Raw genomic sequence first — 19,443 nt, forward strand, 5'->3', positions numbered from 1 at the left:
GGCAGGTCATGGCCGACAAAGCCAATCCGTCGCGCCGCGCGCTCATCGGCTGGGGCGGTGCCGGGCTCGCGCTCGGTGCCGCCGTGGCCGGGGGCGCGGTGGCGATGGCCGAGGCCGGTGACGACATGGCCCCGGCCGGCGCGGACGCCGGCGGGGCCGTCGAGTTCCACGGCGCCCACCAGGCCGGCATCGCCACCGCCGTCCAGGACCGGCTGCACTTCGCCGCGTTCGACGTGAAGACCGAGGACCGGGACGAGTTCGTCCAGTTGCTGAAGGACTGGACGGCCGCGGCCCGGCGGCTGACCGCCGGCCGGGCGATCGGCGACGGCGCCTACGGCGGGCTCGCCGAGGCGCCGCCGGACGACACGGGTGAGGCGCTCGGCCTGAAGCCGAACCGGCTGACGCTGACGATCGGCTTCGGGCCGTCCTTCTTCGAGAGGTTCGGGCTGAAGGACAGCCGTCCGGCCGCCCTCGTCGACCTGCCGCAGTTCCCGGGCGACAACTTCGACGCCGCCCGCACCGGCGGCGACCTGTGCGTCCAGGCCTGCGCCGACGACCCGCAGGTCGCCGTGCACGCCATCCGCAACCTGGCCAGGATCGGCTTCGGCAAGGTCGCCATCCGCTGGTCCCAGCTGGGCTTCGGCAAGACGTCATCGACCACGCCGGACGCCCAGACCCCGCGCAACCTGATGGGGTTCAAGGACGGCACCCGCAACATCGCGGGCACCGAGACCGACCGGCTGAAGAAGTTCGTGTGGGTCGGCGACGGCGAAGGACCGGCGTGGATGACCGGCGGCTCCTACCTCGTCGCCCGGCGCATCCGGATGAACATCGAGACCTGGGACCGGACCTCGCTCCAGGAGCAGGAGGACGTCTTCGGCCGGGACAAGGGCGAGGGCGCCCCGGTCGGCAAGGCCAAGGAGCACGACGCGCCGTTCCTCAAGGCGATGAAGCCGGACGCGCACGTGCGGCTCGCGCACCCCGACTCCAACGACGGGATCACCATCCTGCGCCGGGGCTACTCGTTCACCGACGGCACCGACGGGCTCGGCCGGCTCGACGCGGGCCTGTTCTTCCTGGCCTACCAGCGTGACGTGCGCAAGGGCTTCATCCCGCTGCAGCGCCGCCTGTCGGCGTCCGACGCGCTCAACGAGTACATCCAGCACGTGGGTTCGGCGGTCTTCGCCGTCCCGCCCGGCGTCCGGGACAAGGACGACTGGTGGGGCCGGGCGCTGTTCTCGGAGTCCGCCGATTCCTCCAAGGGGGCGTGAGCCGTGTTCTCCAACTACCTGATCGGGCTGCGCGAAGGCCTCGAGGCCTCGCTCGTCGTCTGCATCCTCATCGCCTACCTGGTCAAGACCGGCCGCAGGGACGCCCTGCGGCCGATCTGGACCGGTATCGCGGTCGCGGTGCTGATCGCCATGGGCTTCGGCTGCGCCCTCGAATTCGGCTCCCAGGAGCTGACGTTCGAGGCGCAGGAGGCGCTCGGCGGGTCCCTGTCGATCGTCGCGGTCGGCCTGGTGACGTGGATGGTGTTCTGGATGCGGCGCACCGCCCGGCACCTCAAGAAGGAACTGCACGGCAAGCTGGACGCGGCCCTCGCGATGGGCACCGGCGCGCTGGTCGCCACCGCGTTCCTCGCCGTGGGCCGGGAGGGTCTGGAGACCGCACTGTTCGTGTGGGCGTCGGTGCACGCGGCCAGCGACGGCACCCCGCGCCCGCTGATCGGCGTCGCCCTCGGCCTCGCCACCGCGGTCCTGCTGGGCTGGCTGTTCTACCGCGGCGCCCTGCGCATCAACCTCGCCAAGTTCTTCACCTGGACCGGCGCCATGCTGGTCGTGGTCGCCGCCGGTGTGCTGGCGTACGGCTTCCACGACCTCCAGGAGGCGAACTGGATCCCGGGCCTGACCGATCAGGCCTTCGACATCAGCGGCACCATCCCGCCGGACAGCTGGTACGGCACCCTCCTCAAGGGCGTGTTCAACTTCCAGCCCGACCCGACCGTGCTCCAGGTCACGGTGTGGCTGCTGTACCTGATCCCGACGCTCGTCCTCTTCTTCGCCCCGGTAGGGTTCGGCTCCGGGAAGGGGAAGGTGAAGGCACCTGATGACGCACCGGACGACCAGGGAGCGCGGCCCGCTTCGGCACCGCAGGCTCCGCAGGCGTGATCGGAACGCGCTGCTGGCGGTCTCGCTGACCGCCGTGACGCTGACGGCGAGCGGATGCGTGGTGGTGCACGGGGAGCGCGAGGTGCTGCCCACCACCACCCGCGCCGAGGCCGCCGAGGCGCTGAAGCAGTTCACGGCCGCCTACAACAAGGCCGACGCGGCCTACGACGGTTCCCTGGACGCCGACTTCACGACCGGTGCGCTCGCCGACATCGACTCCGCGCGCCTGAAGGCCGGGCACGTCAACAGCCCGGACGGCAACTCCGGCCATTCGGCGCTGGAGTTCGACGACGTCACGTACACCATTCCCAAGAAGGCGGGCTGGCCGCGCTGGTTCTTCGCCGACGCGCACGGCAACAAGGGCGGTGACGACCGCTGGCTGCTGGTCTTCACCCGCGACAGCCTCTCCGAGCCGTTCCAGGCGGCCTACCTGACGCTGGTCGCTCCGGACGCCGTCCCGAAGTTCAGGACCGACAAGGACGGCTGGGCACAGGCCGTGCCGGCCAACAGCGACCGGCTGGCCGTCTCCCCGGCCGGCCTGGGCCAGGACTACGCCACCTATCTCAAGAGCGGCGGCGCGGTCTTCGCGGACGGGCCGCACACCAGCGGCTGGCGCACCGACCGCAAGAAGTCGACCAAGCCGGGCCTGGCGACCCAGTACATCGACGAGCCGCTGACCGCGGGCGACTACGCGCCGCTCGCCCTGCGCACCGCCGACGGCGGCGCGCTGGTGTTCTTCACGACGCGCTACTACGCCAAGGAGACGGCCGCCGCGGGCACGTCCCTGCCGGCGCAGAACCAGGACGTGCGGGCCCTCACCAAGGGCGAGATCAAGCAGTCGCTGACGATGCAGTTCGTCTCCAACCAGGTCGCGCTGGACCCGGCGGGCTCCGGGAAGGTCTCGGTCCTGGGCCGCATCCAGGGCCTGACGTCCGCCGAGGGCTCCTGAACCACGCGCTCCCGGTCCCGGGGGCACGACCGATCCGGCGGCCGTCCTAGCGGCGGACCGGCCAGGCGGCCTCCGCCGGGTCGGACTCCTCGCCGGCGTGCCGGGCGCAGGCGTCGGTGAGGCTCTCCAGGAGGGTCAGCGGGTCGGGCAGCGGATGCTCGGGGCCGCGCACCCAGCGCACCCGCCGGCCGTCGTCGCCGGGCAGCCGGGCGGGCGGCACGAGGACGTAGGACCCCCGGCAGTGCCAGCGCAGGCCCGGATGCTCGTCCATCGTCTCGGGACGGCAGTCCAGCTCGCAGGGCCACCACTCGTCCTCGTCCTCGGGGGTGCCGCGGGTGAGGGTGAAGAACAGCATGCGGCCGTCGTCGCTCTCGGCGACCGGGCCGACCTCGACACCGTTCGCGAGCAGCCGCTCCAGCGCCTGCCGGCCGGCCTCCAGGGGGACGTCGAGGACGTCGTGCGTCATCCCGGTCGCGGTGATGAAGTTGGCCTGCGGCTGGTGCCGGGCCCAGCGCTCGATCTGCGCACGGTCGGTGGTGGACTGCGTCTGCCACGCGAACGACACCGGGTGCCGGGCCGGGGTGGGGCAGCCGACACGGTCGCAGGAGCAGCCGTAGCCGGGGGCCGGGTGCGCGGCGGGGGCCATCGGGAGGCCCGCTCCGGCGGCGGCGAGCAGCAGGGCCACGCGGCCGTCGTCGTCGGTGGCGGCTTCCCCGGGCCGCCGCCCCAGCAGCCACTGGGAGAGTCTGCCCTGGCGGCGACCACGGCCGCCGAACGTCCCGCTCATGTATCGCCTCGCCTCGCTGTGGTGCGGCCAGCATGCCTTATCGTCCCATCTGGGCGTGAAGGGGGGTACGCGAGCGACAAGGGACAGCGGGAGTTACACCCTCGAACCGGGCGAACCGGGCGGTGGCCACGCGTCGCCCCAGTCCGCGTCCCGGGCCGCCTTGTAGAGGTCGCCGTGGCGTTTGGTGACCGTCGTCCGGGCCAGTCGCCCGTCGGTCTCGCACAGGTCGAGCAGGACCTGGCCCTTGCGGATCTGCGGGCGCCTGACCACCCGGGCCGGCGCCGGAACGGCGGGCAGGCGGGTGGCGGCCACGTAGCTGAACTTCTCGTCCTCGTATGCCAGCGAACCGCCCTTGACCTGGCGGTGCAGGGAGGAGCGGCTGACCCGGACCGAGAAGTGGCACCAGTCGGTGCCGGGCACGATCGGGCAGGCGGCACTGTGCGGGCAGGGCGCCGCGATCCGGAAACCGGCGGCGACCAGGCGCTCGCGGGCCTCGATGATCCGGGCGTAGCCCGCCGGGGTGCCGGCCTCGACGATGACGACGGACCCGGCGGCGGTGGCGGCGGCGTCGACGAGCGCGCCGCGGGCGGCCTCGTCGAGTTCGTTGAGGACGTACGACACCGTGACGAGATCAGTGCTCTCGATGGTGAGCGCCGCTCCGATCCGGGCGCGGCGCCACTGCGCCTCCCGCAGCTCGGGGCCGGCCGCGGCGATCTCGCGGCCGAGGTCCAGCGCCGGTTCGGCCCAGTCGAGGACCGTCACCGGCCGCACCCCGGCCCACGTGTCGCTCACCGCCCAGGTCGCCGCGCCGGTACCGCCGCCGACGTCCACGTGGCTCCCCGGCGCCCAGCCCTGCGGCACCGCGTCGGCGAACGCCGCGAGCGCGGCCCGTACCGCCTGGAAGGTGGCCGGCATCCGGTAGGCCGCGTAGGCCACCACGTCCGCCCGGTCCCGCAGGATCGGCGCGTCGGTCGGGGTGGCCCCGCGGTAGGTGGCGATCAGCCGCTCGACGGCTCCGGCGGCCTGCTTGGGAGGAAGGCCGTCGAGGAGTCCGGCGAGCGTGGCGCGGAGCCGGTCGGCCGGGGATACAGGGTGGTTCACCCGCCGATTGTAGGGTCGCCGGGACCGCGCCCCGGCATCCCGTCCGGACCCGCGCCCGTACCGGCCTCATCCTCCCGACGGGCTGAGGAACACCGCCCGCGCCAGCCGGGTCGCCGCGGCCGCGCGCGGGGCGCTGTCGCCGGGCCGGCGGCGGGGGTGCACGGTGTTGGCGAGCAGGACCAGGAAGGTGTCCGTCGCCCGGTCCAGCACCAGGCTCGTCCCCGTGAACCCGGTGTGCCCGGCCGCGCCCCGGCCCGCCAGTTCGCCCATGAACCACCGCTGGTCCAGGAGGAATCCCAGACCGGGCGGGTCCAGCAGCAGGTCCACGAAGTCCGGGCCGAGGACGCGCGCCGGGCCGTAGGCGCCGCCGGCCAGCAGGGCCCGGCAGAAGACGGCCAGGTCCCGGGCGGTGGAGAACAGGCCCGCGTGTCCGGCCACCCCGCCCAGCGCCCAGGCGTTCTCGTCGTGCACGACACCGCGCAGCATCCCGCGGTCCGCCTTGGCCCACGGCCGCCGCTGGTCCTCGGTGGCCACCGCGCCGGGGCAGGGCCCGAAGTCGGTGGCGGTCATCCCGAGCGGCCGGGTGATGCCCTCGCGGACCAGGACGTCCAGGGTGCGGCCGGTGATCCGCTCCAGGACGGCCTGGAGGAGGAGCATGTTGAGGTCCGAGTAGCGGTAGGCGCCGGGGGCGCTGCTCGGGGCCTCGGCACGCAGCAGGTCCAGCCGGGCCTCGTGGTCGGCGCAGTCGTACAGCGGGAGTTCGGGGCGCAGGCCGGAGGTGTGGGTGAGGAGCTGGCGGACGGTGATGCCGTGGACGGCGGCCGCCCGGAAGTCCGGGAGGTAGGCGCCGACCCGGGCGTCGATGCCGAGGGTGCCGCGTTCGAGTTGCTGCACGGCGGCGACCGCGGTGAAGAGTTTGGTGAGGGAGGCCAGGTCGAAGGGGGTGTCGACGGTCATCGGGACCCGTGCGGCGCGCGGCAGTTCGACACCGGCGCCGGCCTCGGGGTCGTACGCGGACCAGCGCACCGCCCAGCCGGCCGCCTGCTGGACGGCGATCACGGGACCGCGTCCGGCGACGACCACGGCTCCGGCCGCCCAGGGCCGGTCCCCCTCGGTGAGGGCGTGCACTTCGCGCACGAGGTGCCTGAGTTCCGCGGGGTCGAGCCCGGCCCGTTCCGGTGTCTCGACGCGCAGTCTCGGTACGCTCAGCTCTCTGCTCCCTCCAACCCCGCACGTGTGTTCCCACGTGAAGTCCAGGGACGGCACATTCCCACGAAGCAGGCCAGCGCCACCAGTGCCCCCGCCAGTTGGACGACCGCCATGGGCACGGCGGTTCTCTCCCCGGCGATCCCGACGAGCGGCGAGGCGACCGCGCCCACCAGGAACGAGGAGGTCCCGAGCAGGGCGGACGCGGTTCCTGCGGTGTGCCGGGTGCGCAGCAGGGCGAGGGACTGGGCGTTGGGAAGGGTGAAGCCCATCGCGGACATCAGCACGAACAGGGCGGTGGCGACCGGGGCGAGACCGACCGGTCCGAAGGCCCCGGTGGACATGAGGAGCAGGGCGGTGGCGGCGAGCACGGTCACGGCCAGCCCCGCGCCGAGGACCTTGTCCAGGCTGACCCGGCCGACCAGCACCTTGCCGTTGATCTGCCCGGCGATCACCAGTCCGACCGAGTTGAGCCCGAAGAGGAGGGAGAACGTCTGCGGGGAGGCGCCGTAGATCTCCTGGACGACGAACGGCGAGGCCGATATGTAGGCGAAGAGCGCGGCGAAGGCGAAGCCGCCCGCGAGCATGTAGCCGGTGAAGGGCAGGTCGGCGAGCAGGGTCCGCATGGCGCGTACGGCGGCGGCCGCTCCCCCGGCGTGCCGGTCGGCGGCGGGCAGCGTCTCCGGGAGTCTCGTCCAGACCACGACGGCGAGCACCGCGCCGACGGCCGTCAGGACGACGAACACGCCCCGCCAGTCCGTCACCCGCAGGATCTGTCCGCCGATCAGCGGGGCGACGACCGGGGCCACCCCGGAGACCAGCATAAGGGTGGAGAAGAAGCGGGCCATGGCCACGCCGTCGTAGAGGTCGCGTACGACGGCGCGGGCGATGACGATGCCGGCGGCGCCCGCGAGGCCCTGGGCGAGGCGGAAGGCGACCAGCGTCTCGACGTTCGGTGCGAGGGCGCACAGGGCGGTGGCCACGACGTAGACGGCGAGGCCGGCCAGCAGCGGGCGGCGGCGGCCCCAGCGGTCGCTCATCGGGCCGACGACGAGCTGGCCGAGGGCCATGCCGGCGAGGCAGGCGGTGAGGGTGAGCTGGACGGTGGCGGCGGGCGCGTGCAGGGAACGGGTGACCTCCGGCAGGGACGGGAGGTACATGTCCATGGCCAGCGGAGGCGTGGCGGTGAGCGCGCCGAGGACCAGCACCAGCAGGAGGGCGCCCCGGCGGGCGGCGGGGCCGGGAGGTGCGGCGGCGTCCCGCGCCTTCGGCGCCGACGGTGCCGGACGCTCTGGTGTCGGACGCATGTCTCCCCCGCTCCTCCGCTCGCCGGCGGTCTCGCCCTGCGGATCCGCTCTTGATGAACCCCGATGTGCGCCGCCTATGCTCTCAGCTCGTACGGACTGCCGGGAAACACATGAGCGAGGGTGGGGCTGCCGGGATGGCTGAGCAGAGTGTGCGGTGGGGGATCCTGGCCACCGGCGGGATCGCGGCCGCGTTCGCGGCGGATCTGGTGGACCTGCCGGACGCGGAGATCGCGGCGGTCGCCTCGCGGTCGGCGCGGTCCGCGGAGGCGTTCGCGGAGCGGTTCGGGATCGGCCGGGCCTACGGCGACTGGGAGTCGCTGGCCCGGGACGAGGACATCGATGTCGTGTACGTCGCCACGCCGCACTCGGCGCACCGGGCGGCGGCCGGGCTGTGCCTGGAGGCCGGCCGGAACGTGCTGTGCGAGAAGGCGTTCACGATCGACCTCCGCGAGGCCGGGGAACTGGTGGCGCTGGCGAAGGAGCACGACCGCTTCCTGATGGAGGCGATGTGGATGTACTGCAACCCGCTGGTGCGGCGGCTGAAGGCGCTGGTCGAGGACGGGGCGATCGGCGAGGTGCGGACCGTGCAGGCGGACTTCGGCCTGGAGGGACCGTTCCCGCCGGCGCACCGGCTGCGGGACCCGGCGCTGGGCGGCGGCGCGCTGCTCGACCTCGGGGTGTACCCGGTGTCGTTCGCGCACCTGCTCCTCGGCGAGCCGGACGGGATGTCGGCGCGAGCGGTGCTCTCGGACGAGGGCGTCGATCTCCAGACGGGTGCGCTGCTCTCGTGGGAGAGCGGCGCTCTCGCGATGGTGCACTGCTCCATCGTCGGCGGCACCGGCACCACCGCCTCGGTCACCGGTTCCCGGGGCCGGATCGACGTCCCGGACGGCTTCTTCAACCCCGAGCGCTTCGTGCTGCACCGCGACGGCCGCGACCCCGAGGAGTTCGCCCTGGACCCGGCGGACGGCCCGCGCAACACCTTCCGCCACGAGGCGAGGGAGGTCATGCGGGCCCTGCGCGCGGGCGAGAAGGAGTCCCCCCTCGTCCCCCTCGCCAACACCCTGTCCGTCATGCGCACCCTGGACACCCTCCGAGCCCAGACCGGCGTCCACTACACCCCCCGCTAGGGGCACGGGAATCCGCACGCTCAACCACCCCCCACAGGGGCGCGGGGAACTGCGCGCTCAACCCCCGACGGCGGCGCGAAAAACCGCACGCTCAACCACCCCCAACAGGGGCGCGGGGAACTGCGCGCTCACCCCCCGACGGCGGCGCGAAGAACCGCACGCTCAGCCACCCCCGACAGGGGCGCGGGGAACTGCGCGCTCAACCCCCACGGCCCCGCACCCACCCCTCAACCTCACGCCCCCGAAAACGCCCCCCGTAAACGCCCCGCACAACCCTCCCCACCCTCCCCCAGCGGAGCGCCTACGCTGCGACCCCATGAATGCCAAGCAATCGAAGATCGCGGTGGTGACCGGCGCCGGTTCCGGTATCGGCCGGGCCGTGGCGGTGGAGCTGCTGCGGGCCGGCTGGTCCGTGGCGCTGGCCGGCCGGCGTTCCCGGACGCTGGAGGAGACGGCCGCGCTGGCCCCGGAGGGCGCCGGTCTCGTCGTACCCGCCGACGTGACGCGGCCGGACGACGTGGCCGGGCTGTTCGCGGCCGCCGTGGCCCGGTTCGGGCGGGTGGACCTGCTGTTCAACAACGCGGGGACGTTCGGGCCCGGCGGGGTGCCCGTGGAGGACCTCGCCTACGACGCGTGGCGGCACGTCGTGGACACCAACCTCAACGGGGCGTTCCTGTGCGCGCAGGCGGCGTTCCGGCAGATGAAGGAGCAGGAGCCGCGGGGCGGCCGGATCATCAACAACGGCTCGATCTCGGCGCACACGCCCCGCCCGCGTTCCGTCGCCTACACCGCGACCAAGCACGCGCTCACGGGGCTGACCAAGTCGCTGTCCCTGGACGGGCGTCCGTACGGGATCGCGGTCGGGCAGATCGACATCGGCAACGCGGCCACCGACATGACGGCCGCGATGCAGGCGGGCGTCCTGCAGGCGAACGGGGAGGTCGCCCCGGAGCCCGTGATGGACGTGGCCGATGTGGCGCGCACCGTACGGCACATGGCCGAGCTGCCGCTGGAGGCGAACGTGCAGTTCGCGACGGTGCTGGCGACGACGATGCCGTACGTGGGCCGGGGCTGACCCACCGTCCGGCCGGGGCCCGGCGATCCGCACAACCGGAATTCAGACGTCCGCGGTATTGCGGCCGGGAACACGCCTATGCTCAACTTTCCTCCACCAGAACTTCACAGTTGAAGCTCTGGTGTTCCGCCGAACCACATCGAGGGGGGAGGCGGCAGCCGTCCTGCCGGACCGGGTGGGGGTGGACCCGTGCGGGACCGCGGGTACGCACCGGTGGGCGGGACGGCTGCCGCATGACGTCACCTCGTGGCGTGCCACCTCACGGGCGGGTCAGCTCACGGGCATGTCACCTCACGAGCGGGTCAACTCACGGGCGCGTCACCGGAACCGGAACCGGCCGCGGCCGCCCGGCGCCGCCGGCGCACCGCCCAGGCCCCTCCGCCCAGCAGCGCGAGCGCCCCCGCGCCGGCGCCGGCGAACGCCCACGGCGAGGATCCCGACGACCCCGCACCGGCCGCCGCTCCCGTCCCCGACGCGCCCGCGGCACCCTTAGCCGCGGAGGGCGACGGACTCGCACCCGCGCCGCCCTCGCTCAGCGGGTCGACCAGCGTGCCCACCGGCTGCGCCGAACTCCCCTTCCCGAAGCCCCAGTCGAGCAGCGCCGCGGTCTCCTCGTACACCGCGTTGCTGCCGCTGTCGGGGTGCATCACGGTGACCAGCAGGGTGCGGCCGCCGCGGGTGGCGCCGCCGGTGAAGGTGTTGCCCGCGTGGCTCGTGTAGCCGTTCTTGACGCCGAACAGGCCCTGGTAGACGCCGAGTCCCCAGGAGCCGGTGAGCAGGCGGTCGGTGTTCTGGATCTGGAAGGTCTTCTTGCCGCCCGCCGGGAAGTCCGCGGTCCTGGTCCCGCAGTAGCCCCGGAAGTCGGCGTCCTTCAGCCCGTGCCGGGCGAAGAGGGTCAGGTCGTAGGCGGAGGACAGCTGGCCGGGGTGGTCGAAGCCGTCCGGGCTGACCACATGGGTGTCCAGGGCCTGCAGGTCGGCGGCCCTGGCCTGCATCTCGGCGACGGTCTTCGCGATGCCGCCGTTCATGTGGGCGAGGACGTGCACGGCGTCGTTGCCCGAGCGCAGGAAGACGCCCTGCCACAACTGCTCGACGGTGTAGGTGATGCCGGGCTTGATGCCGACGAGGCTGGAGCCCGCCGGGACGTCGGAGACGTCGCTGTCCTTGACCCGGTAGCGGTCGGTCCGGTCGAACTTCTTCAGCACGGTGTCCGCGAACAGCATCTTCAGGGTGGAGGCGGGCGCCAGGCGCCGGTGCGCGTCGCAGGAGGCCAGCACCTCCCCGCTCGCACAGTCGGCGAGCAGCCAGGCATGGGCGGTGATCTTCTTGGGGAGGCCGGTGGCACCGCGCACCTGGACGCCGCCGCGGGCGAGGCGCTCACCGCCGATCACGGTGGTCGCCGAGGCGGGTGTCGCCGTGGAGAGGGGAAGGGCGGCGGCCGTGAGTCCGAAGACGGCACGCCTGGTCAGCCGGGAGGAATCGCGCACCCCGGGACGGTACACCGAATCGAACATGGGATTCCGGGGTGAGCCCCCGTGGCACGGGAGGAATTTGCTGTCTTATGAAAGTTCGATAAGACTTCGGGCTTTCTCAGCTCTGGCACATCTTTTACCCAGTGTGACTCAAAGGTTTCTCCCTAGCTTGGGCCGGCGCCCACGGCGGGCGCCAAGAACCTTCGAGGAACGGGATGTTTGGCATCTATCTCAAGCGCGAGCTGGGCCGCAGGAAGAAGGCGGCCCTGGTCATCGCACTGGGTCTGGCGCTCGGAATCGCTCTGGTCATCACGGTCGACTCCGTGTCGGCCGGCATGGCGCAGGCGCAGGACAAGGTCCTCAAGTCGCTGTACGGCCTCGGTACCGACATGACGGTCACCAAGGCCCGTACGGCACCCGCCGCGGGCGGTTCGGGCCGCCCGGACTTCTCGTTCGACGCCAAGTCCGGCGGCAGTTCCACGCAGAGCTCGGACCGGGTGACGACGCAGGGAGGCCAGACCCTGAAGTCGGCGCTCGTCACCGAGATCGCCGCGGAGAAAGGCGTCGCGAGCGCGGTCGGAGCCCTCTCCCTGAACGTCACCAAGGTCGACGGCTCCTTCACCCAGGGCACGGCGAAGAGCTCCGGCGGCGGCAGCACCGGCGGTCCGGGCGGCGGCACCGGCAGCACGGGCCGGCCGCAGGTCCAGGGCGGCGGCGCGAACTTCGACGTCAACAGCTACTCGGTCGTCGGCGTCGACGTGGCCCACCAGAGCCTCGGACCGCTGTCCGCCATGAAGATCACCTCGGGCCGGACCTTCACCTCGGCGCAGACCGGTGCCAAGGCCGCGGTGGTCAGCGCGTCGTACGCCAAGGAGAAGAAGTACAAGGTCGGTTCGACCTTCAAGGTCTCCGGCACCAAGGTCACCGTCATCGGCGTCGCCACCCCGGACAGCGGCGCGTCCGACACCGACGTCTTCGTCCCGCTGAAGGTGGCGCAGACCCTCGGCGACGCGAAGAACCAGGTCACCACGGTGTACGTGAAGGCCACCGACTCCCAGCGGATCTCCGCCGTGAAGAAGGCGATCACGGCCGACGTCCCCGGTACGACGGTCACCACCTCCGCCGACCTGGCGTCCACCGTCTCCGGTTCCCTCTCCACCGCCTCCGACCTGGCGACCAGCGTCGGCACCTGGCTGTCCGTCGCCGTCCTGGCGGCCGCCTTCCTGGTGGCGGCGCTGCTCACCTCCTCCGCGGTCTCCCGCCGGGTCCGTGAGTTCGGCACCCTGAAGGCGCTGGGCTGGCCGTCCCGGAACGTCACCCGGCAGGTCGTCGGCGAGTCCATGGTCAACGGCCTGATCGGCGGCGCCCTCGGCATCGCGCTCGGCGTCGGCGCGGCCTGGGCGGTCACCGCGATCAGCCCGAAGCTGACCGCCCAGCTGGGCAGCACGGGCGGCGCCGGCGGCATGGGCGGCGGACCGGGCGGCGGCGGACCCGGACAGCAGGCGTCCCGGAACACCATGGAGATCGCGCTGAGCGCGCCGGTCTCCCTCACCACCATCGCGCTCGCGGTCGGCCTCGCGGTCACCGGCGGCCTGATCGCCGGCGCGATGGGCGGCTGGCGCGCCTCCCGGATGCGCCCGGCTGACGCCCTGCGCAGCGTCTCGTAGCACCGCCCGCCCCTCGGACCGGGGCGCCGCTTCCGATCCCCCCGGGACGCGGCGCCCCACCCCCGCTCACCACCCAGTGGAGAACCCATGTACCGACTCACCGGAGTCACCAAGCGCTACACCCGGGGCAAGGAGACGGTCGAGGCGCTGCGCGGCGTCGACCTGACCATCGAGGACGGCGACCAGCTCGTCATCCAGGGCCCGACCGGCGGCGGCAAGTCCACCCTGCTCCAGATGATCGGCGGCCTGGACCGGCCGACCGAGGGCGGGGTCGAACTGGACGGCGTCGACCTCGCGCGCGTCGGCGAGGCGAAGCTGACCCGGCTGCGGGCCGAGAAGATCGGCATCATCTTCCAGTCGTTCAACCTGATCCCGACGCTCACCGCGCAGGAGAACGTGGAGACGGCCCTGGTGCCGCTCGGCACGAAGCCGGCCGAGCGGCGCGAGCGGGCCGCCGAGGCGCTGCGCTCGGTGGGCCTGGGCGAGCGCCTGACCCACGCGCCCGCCGAACTCTCCGGCGGCCAGCAGCAGCGCGTCGCGATCGCCCGCGCGCTGGTGAAGAAGCCGAAGGTGCTGCTCGCCGACGAACCCACCGGCAACCTCGACGAGGGCACCCGGGACGACATCATGGGCCTGCTGGAGGGCCTGTGGCACGAGTACCGGCTGACCTTCGTCATGGTCACCCACGACTCCTCCATCGCCCGCCGCGCCCCGCGCCTGGCCACCATCGAGGCCGGCCGGATCACCCTCACCGAGCAGGCACCCCACCCGCGGTACGCCGAACCGGCCGCGGCCGGCGATCACGGCCGGCCGCCGTACGCGCGGCACGGGTACGGCGGCGGCCAGGGCGGCTGACCCGCCCGCGGGGGCCGTTCAGCGCCCGAGCAGCCGGTCGATCTCGGCCAGCTGCCCGGCGGTGAGCGGCCCCTTCGCCATCGCCCCGGCGTTCTCCTCGGCCTGCGCGACGGACCGGAAGCCGGGGATGGGCACGGTGTGCGGACCACGGGCCCAGATCCAGCCGAGCGCGCCCTGCGCGAGGGTGCGGCCGCCGCTGGTGAGGACGGCCCGCAGCGCGTCGATCCGGCCGACCCAGCCGGGATCGGCGCCGGATCCGTCCCCGAACCCGGCCAGCCAGGCCGGCGGCCTGCTCCGGATGTCCCCCGCACCGGCCGCCGCCCGCCGTCCGCCGAGCAACCCCATGGCCAGCGGGCTGCGGTTGACGGCGGCGAGCCCCAAGGCGTCCGCCGTGCCGAGGAGTTCGGGCGCGTCCTGGAGCACGTTCAGGGCGTGCTGCACGGCCGTGCAGTGCCGGCCCTCGGCGAAGACGGCGGCACGGGCCGGGTCGTCGGTGCTCCAGCCGTACGACCTGATCAGTCCCTCCGTCACCAACTCCTCGCACACATCGCGCAGTTCGGCGGCACGGGCCGGGTCGGCGTCGGACAGGTGCAGCTGGTAGAGGTCGACGTGGTCGGTGCCGAGGCGGCGCAGCGACGCGGTGAGGGCGCGGCGGACGTAGCCGGGAGAGTCGTCGGTGCCGGTGAGCGTGCGGGTGTGCTCGTCGAAGACGTTGCCCCACTTGGTGGCGACGACGGCCTCGTCCCGGCGCTTGGCCAGGGCGCGGCCGAGGACCCGCTCGCTGTGCCCGGCGCCGTAGGTGTCGGCGGTGTCGAAGAAGGTGACGCCGAGGTCGAGGGCGCGGTGCACCGCGCGTACGGACTCCTCGTCGTCGACCCGGCCCCAGCCGAGCGGCTGCCCGCTCGCGTCCTGCCATTCGCCCCCGATGGCCCAGCAGCCGAAGCCGAGCGCGCTGACCTCGATGCCGGAACGTCCCAGGGTCCTGGTGGTGCGGTAGCTGTCCATGCCCCGGGACGTTAGGAGTTGAAGTGCACCCGAGGGCAAGGGCGCTGTCAGGCCTGCCCGGTCTCGAAGCGGGAGATGCGGCCGTCGTCCTCGACCGTGAACTCCCAGCGGGTCACCATCTCGCCCCAGGTGTCGTTGCGGTAGTGGGCGAGCAGGGAACGGCCGCCGTTGGACTCGTTGTCGACGTCGAGATGGCCGTGGGAGGAGAAGATCTCCTGGTCCAGCCACTCGTCGAGGTTCCGGTCGGAGCCGTCGTCCGCCATGGTCGCGTCCGGGGTGAGCAGCCCCACCAGGCGGTCGCGGTCACTGGCGTTGACGGCGGTGACGAAGGCCCGGACGGCCGGGTCGCTGAGCTTGGCTGTCTTGATCGTCATGCGTGCCAGCGTCACACCGCGGCCGGGGACCCGCCACCCGAACGGCGGCGAGGGCGGGCCGCCCCGGTGGCCCGGTGCGACGGTGGAGACCCCGACCGGCCCGCTGCCCGAGGAGCCACCGTGACCTGCTGTGACCGACGTGACGTGGGGCTGCTGCTGCTCCGGCTGGGGACCGGCGGAGTGCTGGCGGCGCACGGCGCGCAGAAGCTGTTCGGCTGGTTCGGCGGGGGTGGTGTCGAGGGCACCGGACAGTTCATGGAGTCGGTCGGCTACGCGCCCGGCAGGCAGAGCGCGCTGGCGGCCGGGCTGGCGGAGGCGGGCGGCGGCACCCTGCTGGCGCTGGGCCTGGCCACCCCGGCGGCGGGGGCGGCGGCGGCCGGCGCGATGGCGGGCGCGGCGGCGCTGCACGCGCCGAACGGGTTCTTCGCGGCGGAGGGCGGCTACGAGTACGCGGCGAGCCTCGGCCTGACCGCCGCCGGCCTCGCGGTCTCGGGTCCGGGCCGGCTCTCCCTGGACCACGCGTCGTACCACGTCCTCGACCGGGGCTGGATGGTCCCGCTGGCGCTCGGGGTGACGGCCGCGGTCACGGCGGCGGTGGTCGGGGCCCGCGCCCAGCGGGTGCGGCGCAAGCGGGAGGGCGAGCAGGAAGCGCTGTTCGAGGAGTGATGTCCCCGGCTGCGCGGGTGAACCCCCGGGACCGCCGGGCGGGGCGTGGCAGGCTACGGCGTCATGACGGACCGACCATCTGACCCGACCCGGCCCGCCGACCTGTGGGCCGCCGTCGACGAGCTCTGGGCCTGGCTGGAGAACCACAGCGCGCACGGCGGGGACACCGGCCTCGTGCTGCGGATGCTGAAGCTGACCGAGGAGGTCGGCGAGGTCGCCCAGGCGGTGATCGGCGCGACCGGCCAGAACCCCCGCAAGGGCGTCACCCACACCTGGGACGACGTGCGGGGCGAGCTGTGCGACGTGGTGATCACGGCGCTGGTCGCCCTGCGGACGCTGACACCGGACGCCCGACAGGTGTTCGAACGGCATCTGGCCGGGGTGGTGGCGCGCTCGCCGGGCCCGCCCGCGGCACCGCCGCTACCGTGAGGACGCATGAGACCCTCGCTGCCTCTGGACGCCGTGCCCCGCCTCGTCATCGCGGCGGCCGTCGGCGCGGTGGCCGGCGTGGCCGTGGCGCTGGCCACCGACGGACCGCTCGGCGCGCTGGCCGCGATCGCCGTGATGGAGCTGTGCTTCGTGGTGACGGGCTGGGCGGTGCTGTGGCCGATGGACGCCGCGGCCACCCACCGCAACGCGCGCCGCGAGGACTTCCGCCCCGGCACCGAGGAACCCGTGGTGGTCGCGGTGGCCCTGTGCGCGCTGGCCGCCATCGTGCTGCTGCTCCTGCGCGGCAGCAGGGCCGACCCCGGCCACGTCGCGGCGGCGACCGCGCTGTGCGGGGTCTTCACGGCCTGGGCGGCGCTGCACCTGATGTACGCCGCCCGGTACGCCTACGTGTACTACGAGTCGGCGGGCGGGATCGACTTCAACTCCGACGACCCGCCGTCGTACCGGGACTTCTTCTACTTCAGCTACAACCTCGGGATGACCTACCAGGTGTCCGACACCAATGTGTCGACGTCGGCGATCCGGGCGATCGTGCTGCGGCACACGCTGCTGTCGTACGTCTTCGGCACCGGCATCCTGGCCACCGCCATCAATCTCGTCGTGGGTCTGGTCAGCGGCTGACCGCCCGGCGTGAGCCGGTGCGCGCAGGGTAGGAAGCAGGCGGCGCACCGAGGGGCGCGCCGGGAGGACAGGGGTGGGCATGATCTCGGAGCAGGCCGCCGGAAGCGTGGTCGACGCGGTCGTCGTGTACGACGGCCAGGTACTGCTGGTGGACGCGGCGGGCGACTGGCGGCTGCCGTCGGGCACACCGGAGCCGGCCGAGTCGGTGACGGCCACCGCGGCCCGCCTGGTGTACGAGCTGACCGGTTACCTCGTCGACGGGTCGTCGGTGCTGCGGCCCGCGCCAGACGCTGCCGGGCCGGACACGGCCGCGCCGGACGCGCGCTCCTTCGTGGTGTGCCAGCTGCTGTCCGAGAGCCCGTCCGCGGAGGCCCGGTTCGGCCCGGAGCAGGTCCGCTGGGTCCCGTTCGCGCAGGCCATCGACGCCGGGGTGCCCGGACCCGTACGGGTCTACCTGGAGGGCCACACCCCCGTATAGGCCGTACGGCACCTGCCCGGGTCGCGACGGGGGGGCGGCCCCTAGTGGGTGCGTTCGATGCTCCAGTGCGGGAGCAGTTCGAAGAAGGTGACCGCCTCGCTCCGCCAGTGCGCCCGCCAGCCCCCGGCGACCGCGGCGGCCTGTTCGGCGTGGTCGCGCATCCGCGCGCGCAGCCGCCCGGCCGCTCCGCACGCCTCGGCGGCCTCCCGGATCGCGGCGATCGTCCCGGCGCCGCACGCGGGGTCGCCGAGCGCGGTCTCCAGGAGGGACCGCTCCGCACCGGTCAGGCCGTCCGCCGGGGACAGCAGCGCGGCCACCGTGTAACTGCGCTTGCCGTCGCGGATGTCGGTCCCGGTCGGCTTGCCCATCACCTCGCCGTCGCCGAACAGGTCCAGGTAGTCGTCCCGCATCTGCGCGCAGATCCCCACCAGGCGCGCGTAGCGGCCCAGTTCCCGGTCGTGGCGCTCCGGCCGGTCACCGGCGGCCAGGAGTCCGAGCCGCAGCGGCGCGAGCAGCGAGTAGCGGGCCGACTTGAAGTCCGCCACCTCGTCGATGACCTCGGTGTCGGGCAGTTCGTCGGTGACATCGCGCTCCAGGTCGGCGATCTGGCCGAGGAACGTCTCCGCCGCCGCCCTGCTCTGCGCCTCGATCATGGCCTGCCGTACCGGCGGGGCGGTGTCCGCGTCGAGGAGGACCCGCAGGGACAGGGCCAGGGCCAGGTCGCCGGCGAGCACGGTGAGGCCGAGGGCGGTGCGGGGACGGTCGGGGAACAGCTCCCGGTAGGCGTAGTAGGTGGAGGGGCCGCCCCGCCGGGTGGGACTGTCGTCGATGAGGTCGTCGTGGATCAGGCCGTGGCTGTGCAGCAGTTCGAGGCTGAGCGCCGCGTGGTCCAGTCCCGGCACCGGGCCGTCCGTCACCAGGCGGGCCGCCTCGTGGAGGATCATCACGCGGATCCGCTTGCCGCCGCGCAGCGACAGCTCCCTCAGCAGGTGGAGGCACTCCGGGGTGAACCTGCCGGCCGAGGGGGCGTCGAGGGCGTCGCCCAGGGAGTCGAAGTACTCCGTGAAGAGCTGCTCGAAGGCCCGGCTGCGGTCGGCGAGGCGGGCCGTCAACCGGTCACGGACACCGGCGGGGTCGGGCATGGCGGACTCCTGAGGAGGCGTGCGGAAAGGGCGTCCCATCATGCGCCACGCGGTGACGGGCGGCCGCCGAGGGCGAAGGGAGCCCCGTGGCGGGGCGGCGGTCCGGGGCGTTCACATCCGCGCAGTGTTCACTTTCCGGGCCTGGACCGTTGGCCGGCGGCAAGGTGTCCGGACGGGTCGGACGGACACCGTTCCCGGTGTGGGAACGACCCCTGACACGGAGGAATCATGAACACGCTCACGGGCGACCGGCTGGCCGAACTGATCGACGGGCTCGCGGGCCTCCCCTACGGCGGCGAACCCGTCGACCAGCGCACCCACGCCCTGCAGACCGCGCGCCTCGCGGTCGCGGCGGGCGCCGACGACGAACTGGTGGTCGCCGCCGCGCTGCACGACATCGGCAGGGCGAAGCAGGTACGGGCCGAGCACCCGGGCCTGCCGCACGAGCTGGCCGGCGCCGAGTGGGCCCGCCGGCACCTCGGCGAACGCGCGGCCTGGATCATCGCCCAGCACGTCCCGGCCAAGCGCTACCTGGTCGCCACGGATCCCGCGTACCACGCGCTGCTCAGCCGGGCGTCCATCGCGTCGCTGAAGGTCCAGGGCGGCCCGATGGACGCGACGGAGGCCGCCGCCTTCGCCGCCCACCCGCTGGCCGAGGACGCGGTGTCCCTGCGCCGCTGGGACGACGCGGCGAAGGACCCGCAGGGGCCGGTTCTGGAGACGGCGGAGCTGGTCGCGACGTACGAGCGGTGCGTGGCGGCGGCGGGGAGGCCGGAGTAGACGGCCCGGACCACGGCGTGACGGCCCAGACCACGGCGTGACGGCCCGGCCCTACGACCGGGGGCTCGGAAGCGCGGCCGGAGTCCCCGGACCTACGACCGGGGGCCCGTGAGCGCGACCGGACGACCCGGGCCGCGGTTGGAGGTTCCGGAACCACGGCCGGACGCCCCGGAAGCACGGCCGGACGCCCCGGATGCACGGCCGGCAGGC

Annotated in this window: 20 protein-coding genes; 12 read left to right on the forward strand and 8 right to left on the reverse strand. The window is 73.5% G+C overall.

Annotated elements, in window-relative coordinates; translation table 11 throughout:
* Positions 1-8 precede the first annotated feature (8 nt).
* From efeB to ACIQOE_RS02660, 3 genes are read left to right on the forward strand one after another with little or no spacing between them, the layout of a single operon-like run.
* Positions 9-1,271, forward strand: a complete 1,263-nt coding sequence (efeB, locus tag ACIQOE_RS02650) for an iron uptake transporter deferrochelatase/peroxidase subunit (RefSeq protein ID WP_365561795.1) — start codon at positions 9-11, stop codon at positions 1,269-1,271.
* 3 nt (positions 1,272-1,274) lie between these two features.
* Positions 1,275-2,168, forward strand: coding sequence for an iron uptake transporter permease EfeU (gene efeU, locus ACIQOE_RS02655; RefSeq protein ID WP_351325638.1), 894 nt, complete (start codon positions 1,275-1,277; stop codon positions 2,166-2,168).
* Positions 2,107-3,117: a hypothetical protein gene (locus ACIQOE_RS02660; RefSeq protein WP_401409159.1), complete on the forward strand. Its 1,011-nt coding sequence runs from the start codon at positions 2,107-2,109 to the stop codon at positions 3,115-3,117. Before efeU ends, ACIQOE_RS02660 begins: the two co-directional genes overlap by 62 nt.
* 46 nt (positions 3,118-3,163) lie before the next feature.
* Here ACIQOE_RS02660 and ACIQOE_RS02665 read toward each other — a convergent pair whose 3' ends face one another.
* The 4 genes from ACIQOE_RS02665 to ACIQOE_RS02680 form a co-directional block, all read right to left on the reverse strand.
* The gene (locus ACIQOE_RS02665; protein ID WP_362639526.1) at positions 3,164-3,904 is read right to left on the reverse strand and encodes a bifunctional DNA primase/polymerase; all 741 of its coding nucleotides are present in this window, start codon (positions 3,902-3,904) and stop codon (positions 3,164-3,166) included.
* 93 nt (positions 3,905-3,997) lie between these two features.
* Positions 3,998-5,005 carry a small ribosomal subunit Rsm22 family protein gene (locus ACIQOE_RS02670; protein WP_351325633.1) on the reverse strand — a complete coding sequence of 336 codons (1,008 nt, stop codon included), beginning with the start codon at positions 5,003-5,005 and terminating at the stop codon, positions 3,998-4,000.
* A gap of 66 nt (positions 5,006-5,071) precedes the next feature.
* Positions 5,072-6,271 carry a serine hydrolase domain-containing protein gene (locus ACIQOE_RS02675; RefSeq protein ID WP_351325631.1) on the reverse strand — a complete coding sequence of 400 codons (1,200 nt, stop codon included), beginning with the start codon at positions 6,269-6,271 and terminating at the stop codon, positions 5,072-5,074.
* Positions 6,211-7,518, reverse strand: coding sequence for a multidrug effflux MFS transporter (locus ACIQOE_RS02680; protein ID WP_365569724.1), 1,308 nt, complete (start codon positions 7,516-7,518; stop codon positions 6,211-6,213). Before ACIQOE_RS02680 ends, ACIQOE_RS02675 begins: the two co-directional genes overlap by 61 nt.
* 134 nt (positions 7,519-7,652) lie before the next feature.
* Here ACIQOE_RS02680 and ACIQOE_RS02685 point away from each other — a divergent pair, with 134 nt between their 5' ends.
* Positions 7,653-8,648: a Gfo/Idh/MocA family oxidoreductase gene (locus ACIQOE_RS02685; RefSeq protein WP_351325627.1), complete on the forward strand. Its 996-nt coding sequence runs from the start codon at positions 7,653-7,655 to the stop codon at positions 8,646-8,648.
* 316 nt (positions 8,649-8,964) lie between these two features.
* On the forward strand, positions 8,965-9,723 hold the full coding sequence (locus tag ACIQOE_RS02690; protein ID WP_401409165.1) for an SDR family oxidoreductase: 759 nt from the start codon (positions 8,965-8,967) through the stop codon (positions 9,721-9,723).
* Positions 9,724-10,025: 302 nt separating this feature from the next.
* Here ACIQOE_RS02690 and ACIQOE_RS02695 read toward each other — a convergent pair whose 3' ends face one another.
* Positions 10,026-11,237, reverse strand: coding sequence for a D-alanyl-D-alanine carboxypeptidase family protein (locus ACIQOE_RS02695; protein WP_401409168.1), 1,212 nt, complete (start codon positions 11,235-11,237; stop codon positions 10,026-10,028).
* Between the two features lie 173 nt (positions 11,238-11,410).
* On the opposite strand from ACIQOE_RS02695, the gene ACIQOE_RS02700 reads away from it, so the two are divergent.
* Both ACIQOE_RS02700 and ACIQOE_RS02705 read left to right on the forward strand, forming a co-directional pair.
* Positions 11,411-12,862, forward strand: a complete 1,452-nt coding sequence (locus tag ACIQOE_RS02700) for an ABC transporter permease (RefSeq protein WP_401409171.1) — start codon at positions 11,411-11,413, stop codon at positions 12,860-12,862.
* A gap of 87 nt (positions 12,863-12,949) precedes the next feature.
* Positions 12,950-13,717, forward strand: coding sequence for an ABC transporter ATP-binding protein (locus tag ACIQOE_RS02705; RefSeq protein ID WP_365561775.1), 768 nt, complete (start codon positions 12,950-12,952; stop codon positions 13,715-13,717).
* Positions 13,718-13,735: 18 nt separating this feature from the next.
* On the opposite strand, the gene ACIQOE_RS02710 is transcribed toward ACIQOE_RS02705, so the two are convergent.
* Both ACIQOE_RS02710 and ACIQOE_RS02715 read right to left on the reverse strand, forming a co-directional pair.
* Entirely contained in the window at positions 13,736-14,722 is a 987-nt protein-coding gene (locus ACIQOE_RS02710; protein WP_401409174.1) for an aldo/keto reductase, read from the reverse strand.
* A gap of 47 nt (positions 14,723-14,769) precedes the next feature.
* On the reverse strand, positions 14,770-15,096 hold the full coding sequence (locus ACIQOE_RS02715; RefSeq protein ID WP_351325615.1) for a nuclear transport factor 2 family protein: 327 nt from the start codon (positions 15,094-15,096) through the stop codon (positions 14,770-14,772).
* A 120-nt stretch (positions 15,097-15,216) separates the two neighbouring features.
* On the opposite strand from ACIQOE_RS02715, the gene ACIQOE_RS02720 reads away from it, so the two are divergent.
* The 4 genes from ACIQOE_RS02720 to ACIQOE_RS02735 all read left to right on the forward strand — a co-directional run bounded on the left by ACIQOE_RS02720 (position 15,217) and on the right by ACIQOE_RS02735 (position 17,311).
* Positions 15,217-15,762, forward strand: a complete 546-nt coding sequence (locus ACIQOE_RS02720; protein ID WP_351325613.1) for a DoxX family membrane protein — start codon at positions 15,217-15,219, stop codon at positions 15,760-15,762.
* A 63-nt stretch (positions 15,763-15,825) separates the two neighbouring features.
* A complete protein-coding gene (locus tag ACIQOE_RS02725; RefSeq protein ID WP_401409179.1) occupies positions 15,826-16,191 on the forward strand; it encodes a MazG-like family protein in 366 nt (121 codons plus the stop codon).
* Positions 16,192-16,197: 6 nt separating this feature from the next.
* Positions 16,198-16,833 carry a DUF1345 domain-containing protein gene (locus tag ACIQOE_RS02730; protein WP_351325609.1) on the forward strand — a complete coding sequence of 212 codons (636 nt, stop codon included), beginning with the start codon at positions 16,198-16,200 and terminating at the stop codon, positions 16,831-16,833.
* 79 nt (positions 16,834-16,912) lie between these two features.
* Positions 16,913-17,311 carry an NUDIX hydrolase gene (locus ACIQOE_RS02735; RefSeq protein WP_401409182.1) on the forward strand — a complete coding sequence of 133 codons (399 nt, stop codon included), beginning with the start codon at positions 16,913-16,915 and terminating at the stop codon, positions 17,309-17,311.
* Between the two features lie 41 nt (positions 17,312-17,352).
* Here ACIQOE_RS02735 and ACIQOE_RS02740 read toward each other — a convergent pair whose 3' ends face one another.
* Entirely contained in the window at positions 17,353-18,453 is a 1,101-nt protein-coding gene (locus ACIQOE_RS02740; protein ID WP_401409185.1) for a polyprenyl synthetase family protein, read from the reverse strand.
* Between the two features lie 228 nt (positions 18,454-18,681).
* Between ACIQOE_RS02740 and ACIQOE_RS02745 the strand changes: the two genes are divergently transcribed.
* On the forward strand, positions 18,682-19,233 hold the full coding sequence (locus ACIQOE_RS02745; RefSeq protein WP_365561757.1) for an HD domain-containing protein: 552 nt from the start codon (positions 18,682-18,684) through the stop codon (positions 19,231-19,233).
* Positions 19,234-19,443: the final 210 nt, after the last annotated feature.

It is taken from the genome of Streptomyces sp. NPDC091282, from assembly GCF_044757385.1.
In the GTDB taxonomy this organism is placed as follows: Bacteria; Actinomycetota; Actinomycetes; order Streptomycetales; family Streptomycetaceae; genus Streptomyces; species Streptomyces gramineus.

Excerpts from the sequence above, each read along its gene's own strand:
- efeB (WP_365561795.1), top strand. The coding sequence starts at position 9 with ATGGCCGACAAAGCCAATCCGTCGCGCCGCGCGCTCATCGGCTGGGGC.
- ACIQOE_RS02660 (WP_401409159.1), top strand. The coding sequence starts at position 2,107 with ATGACGCACCGGACGACCAGGGAGCGCGGCCCGCTTCGGCACCGCAGG.
- ACIQOE_RS02665 (WP_362639526.1), bottom strand. The coding sequence starts at position 3,904 with ATGAGCGGGACGTTCGGCGGCCGTGGTCGCCGCCAGGGCAGACTCTCC.
- ACIQOE_RS02680 (WP_365569724.1), bottom strand. The coding sequence starts at position 7,518 with ATGCGTCCGACACCAGAGCGTCCGGCACCGTCGGCGCCGAAGGCGCGG.
- ACIQOE_RS02685 (WP_351325627.1), top strand. The coding sequence starts at position 7,653 with ATGGCTGAGCAGAGTGTGCGGTGGGGGATCCTGGCCACCGGCGGGATC.
- ACIQOE_RS02690 (WP_401409165.1), top strand. The coding sequence starts at position 8,965 with ATGAATGCCAAGCAATCGAAGATCGCGGTGGTGACCGGCGCCGGTTCC.
- ACIQOE_RS02695 (WP_401409168.1), bottom strand. The coding sequence starts at position 11,237 with ATGTTCGATTCGGTGTACCGTCCCGGGGTGCGCGATTCCTCCCGGCTG.
- ACIQOE_RS02700 (WP_401409171.1), top strand. The coding sequence starts at position 11,411 with ATGTTTGGCATCTATCTCAAGCGCGAGCTGGGCCGCAGGAAGAAGGCG.
- ACIQOE_RS02705 (WP_365561775.1), top strand. The coding sequence starts at position 12,950 with ATGTACCGACTCACCGGAGTCACCAAGCGCTACACCCGGGGCAAGGAG.
- ACIQOE_RS02710 (WP_401409174.1), bottom strand. The coding sequence starts at position 14,722 with ATGGACAGCTACCGCACCACCAGGACCCTGGGACGTTCCGGCATCGAG.
- ACIQOE_RS02715 (WP_351325615.1), bottom strand. The coding sequence starts at position 15,096 with ATGACGATCAAGACAGCCAAGCTCAGCGACCCGGCCGTCCGGGCCTTC.
- ACIQOE_RS02725 (WP_401409179.1), top strand. The coding sequence starts at position 15,826 with ATGACGGACCGACCATCTGACCCGACCCGGCCCGCCGACCTGTGGGCC.
- ACIQOE_RS02730 (WP_351325609.1), top strand. The coding sequence starts at position 16,198 with ATGAGACCCTCGCTGCCTCTGGACGCCGTGCCCCGCCTCGTCATCGCG.
- ACIQOE_RS02735 (WP_401409182.1), top strand. The coding sequence starts at position 16,913 with ATGATCTCGGAGCAGGCCGCCGGAAGCGTGGTCGACGCGGTCGTCGTG.
- ACIQOE_RS02740 (WP_401409185.1), bottom strand. The coding sequence starts at position 18,453 with ATGCCCGACCCCGCCGGTGTCCGTGACCGGTTGACGGCCCGCCTCGCC.
- ACIQOE_RS02745 (WP_365561757.1), top strand. The coding sequence starts at position 18,682 with ATGAACACGCTCACGGGCGACCGGCTGGCCGAACTGATCGACGGGCTC.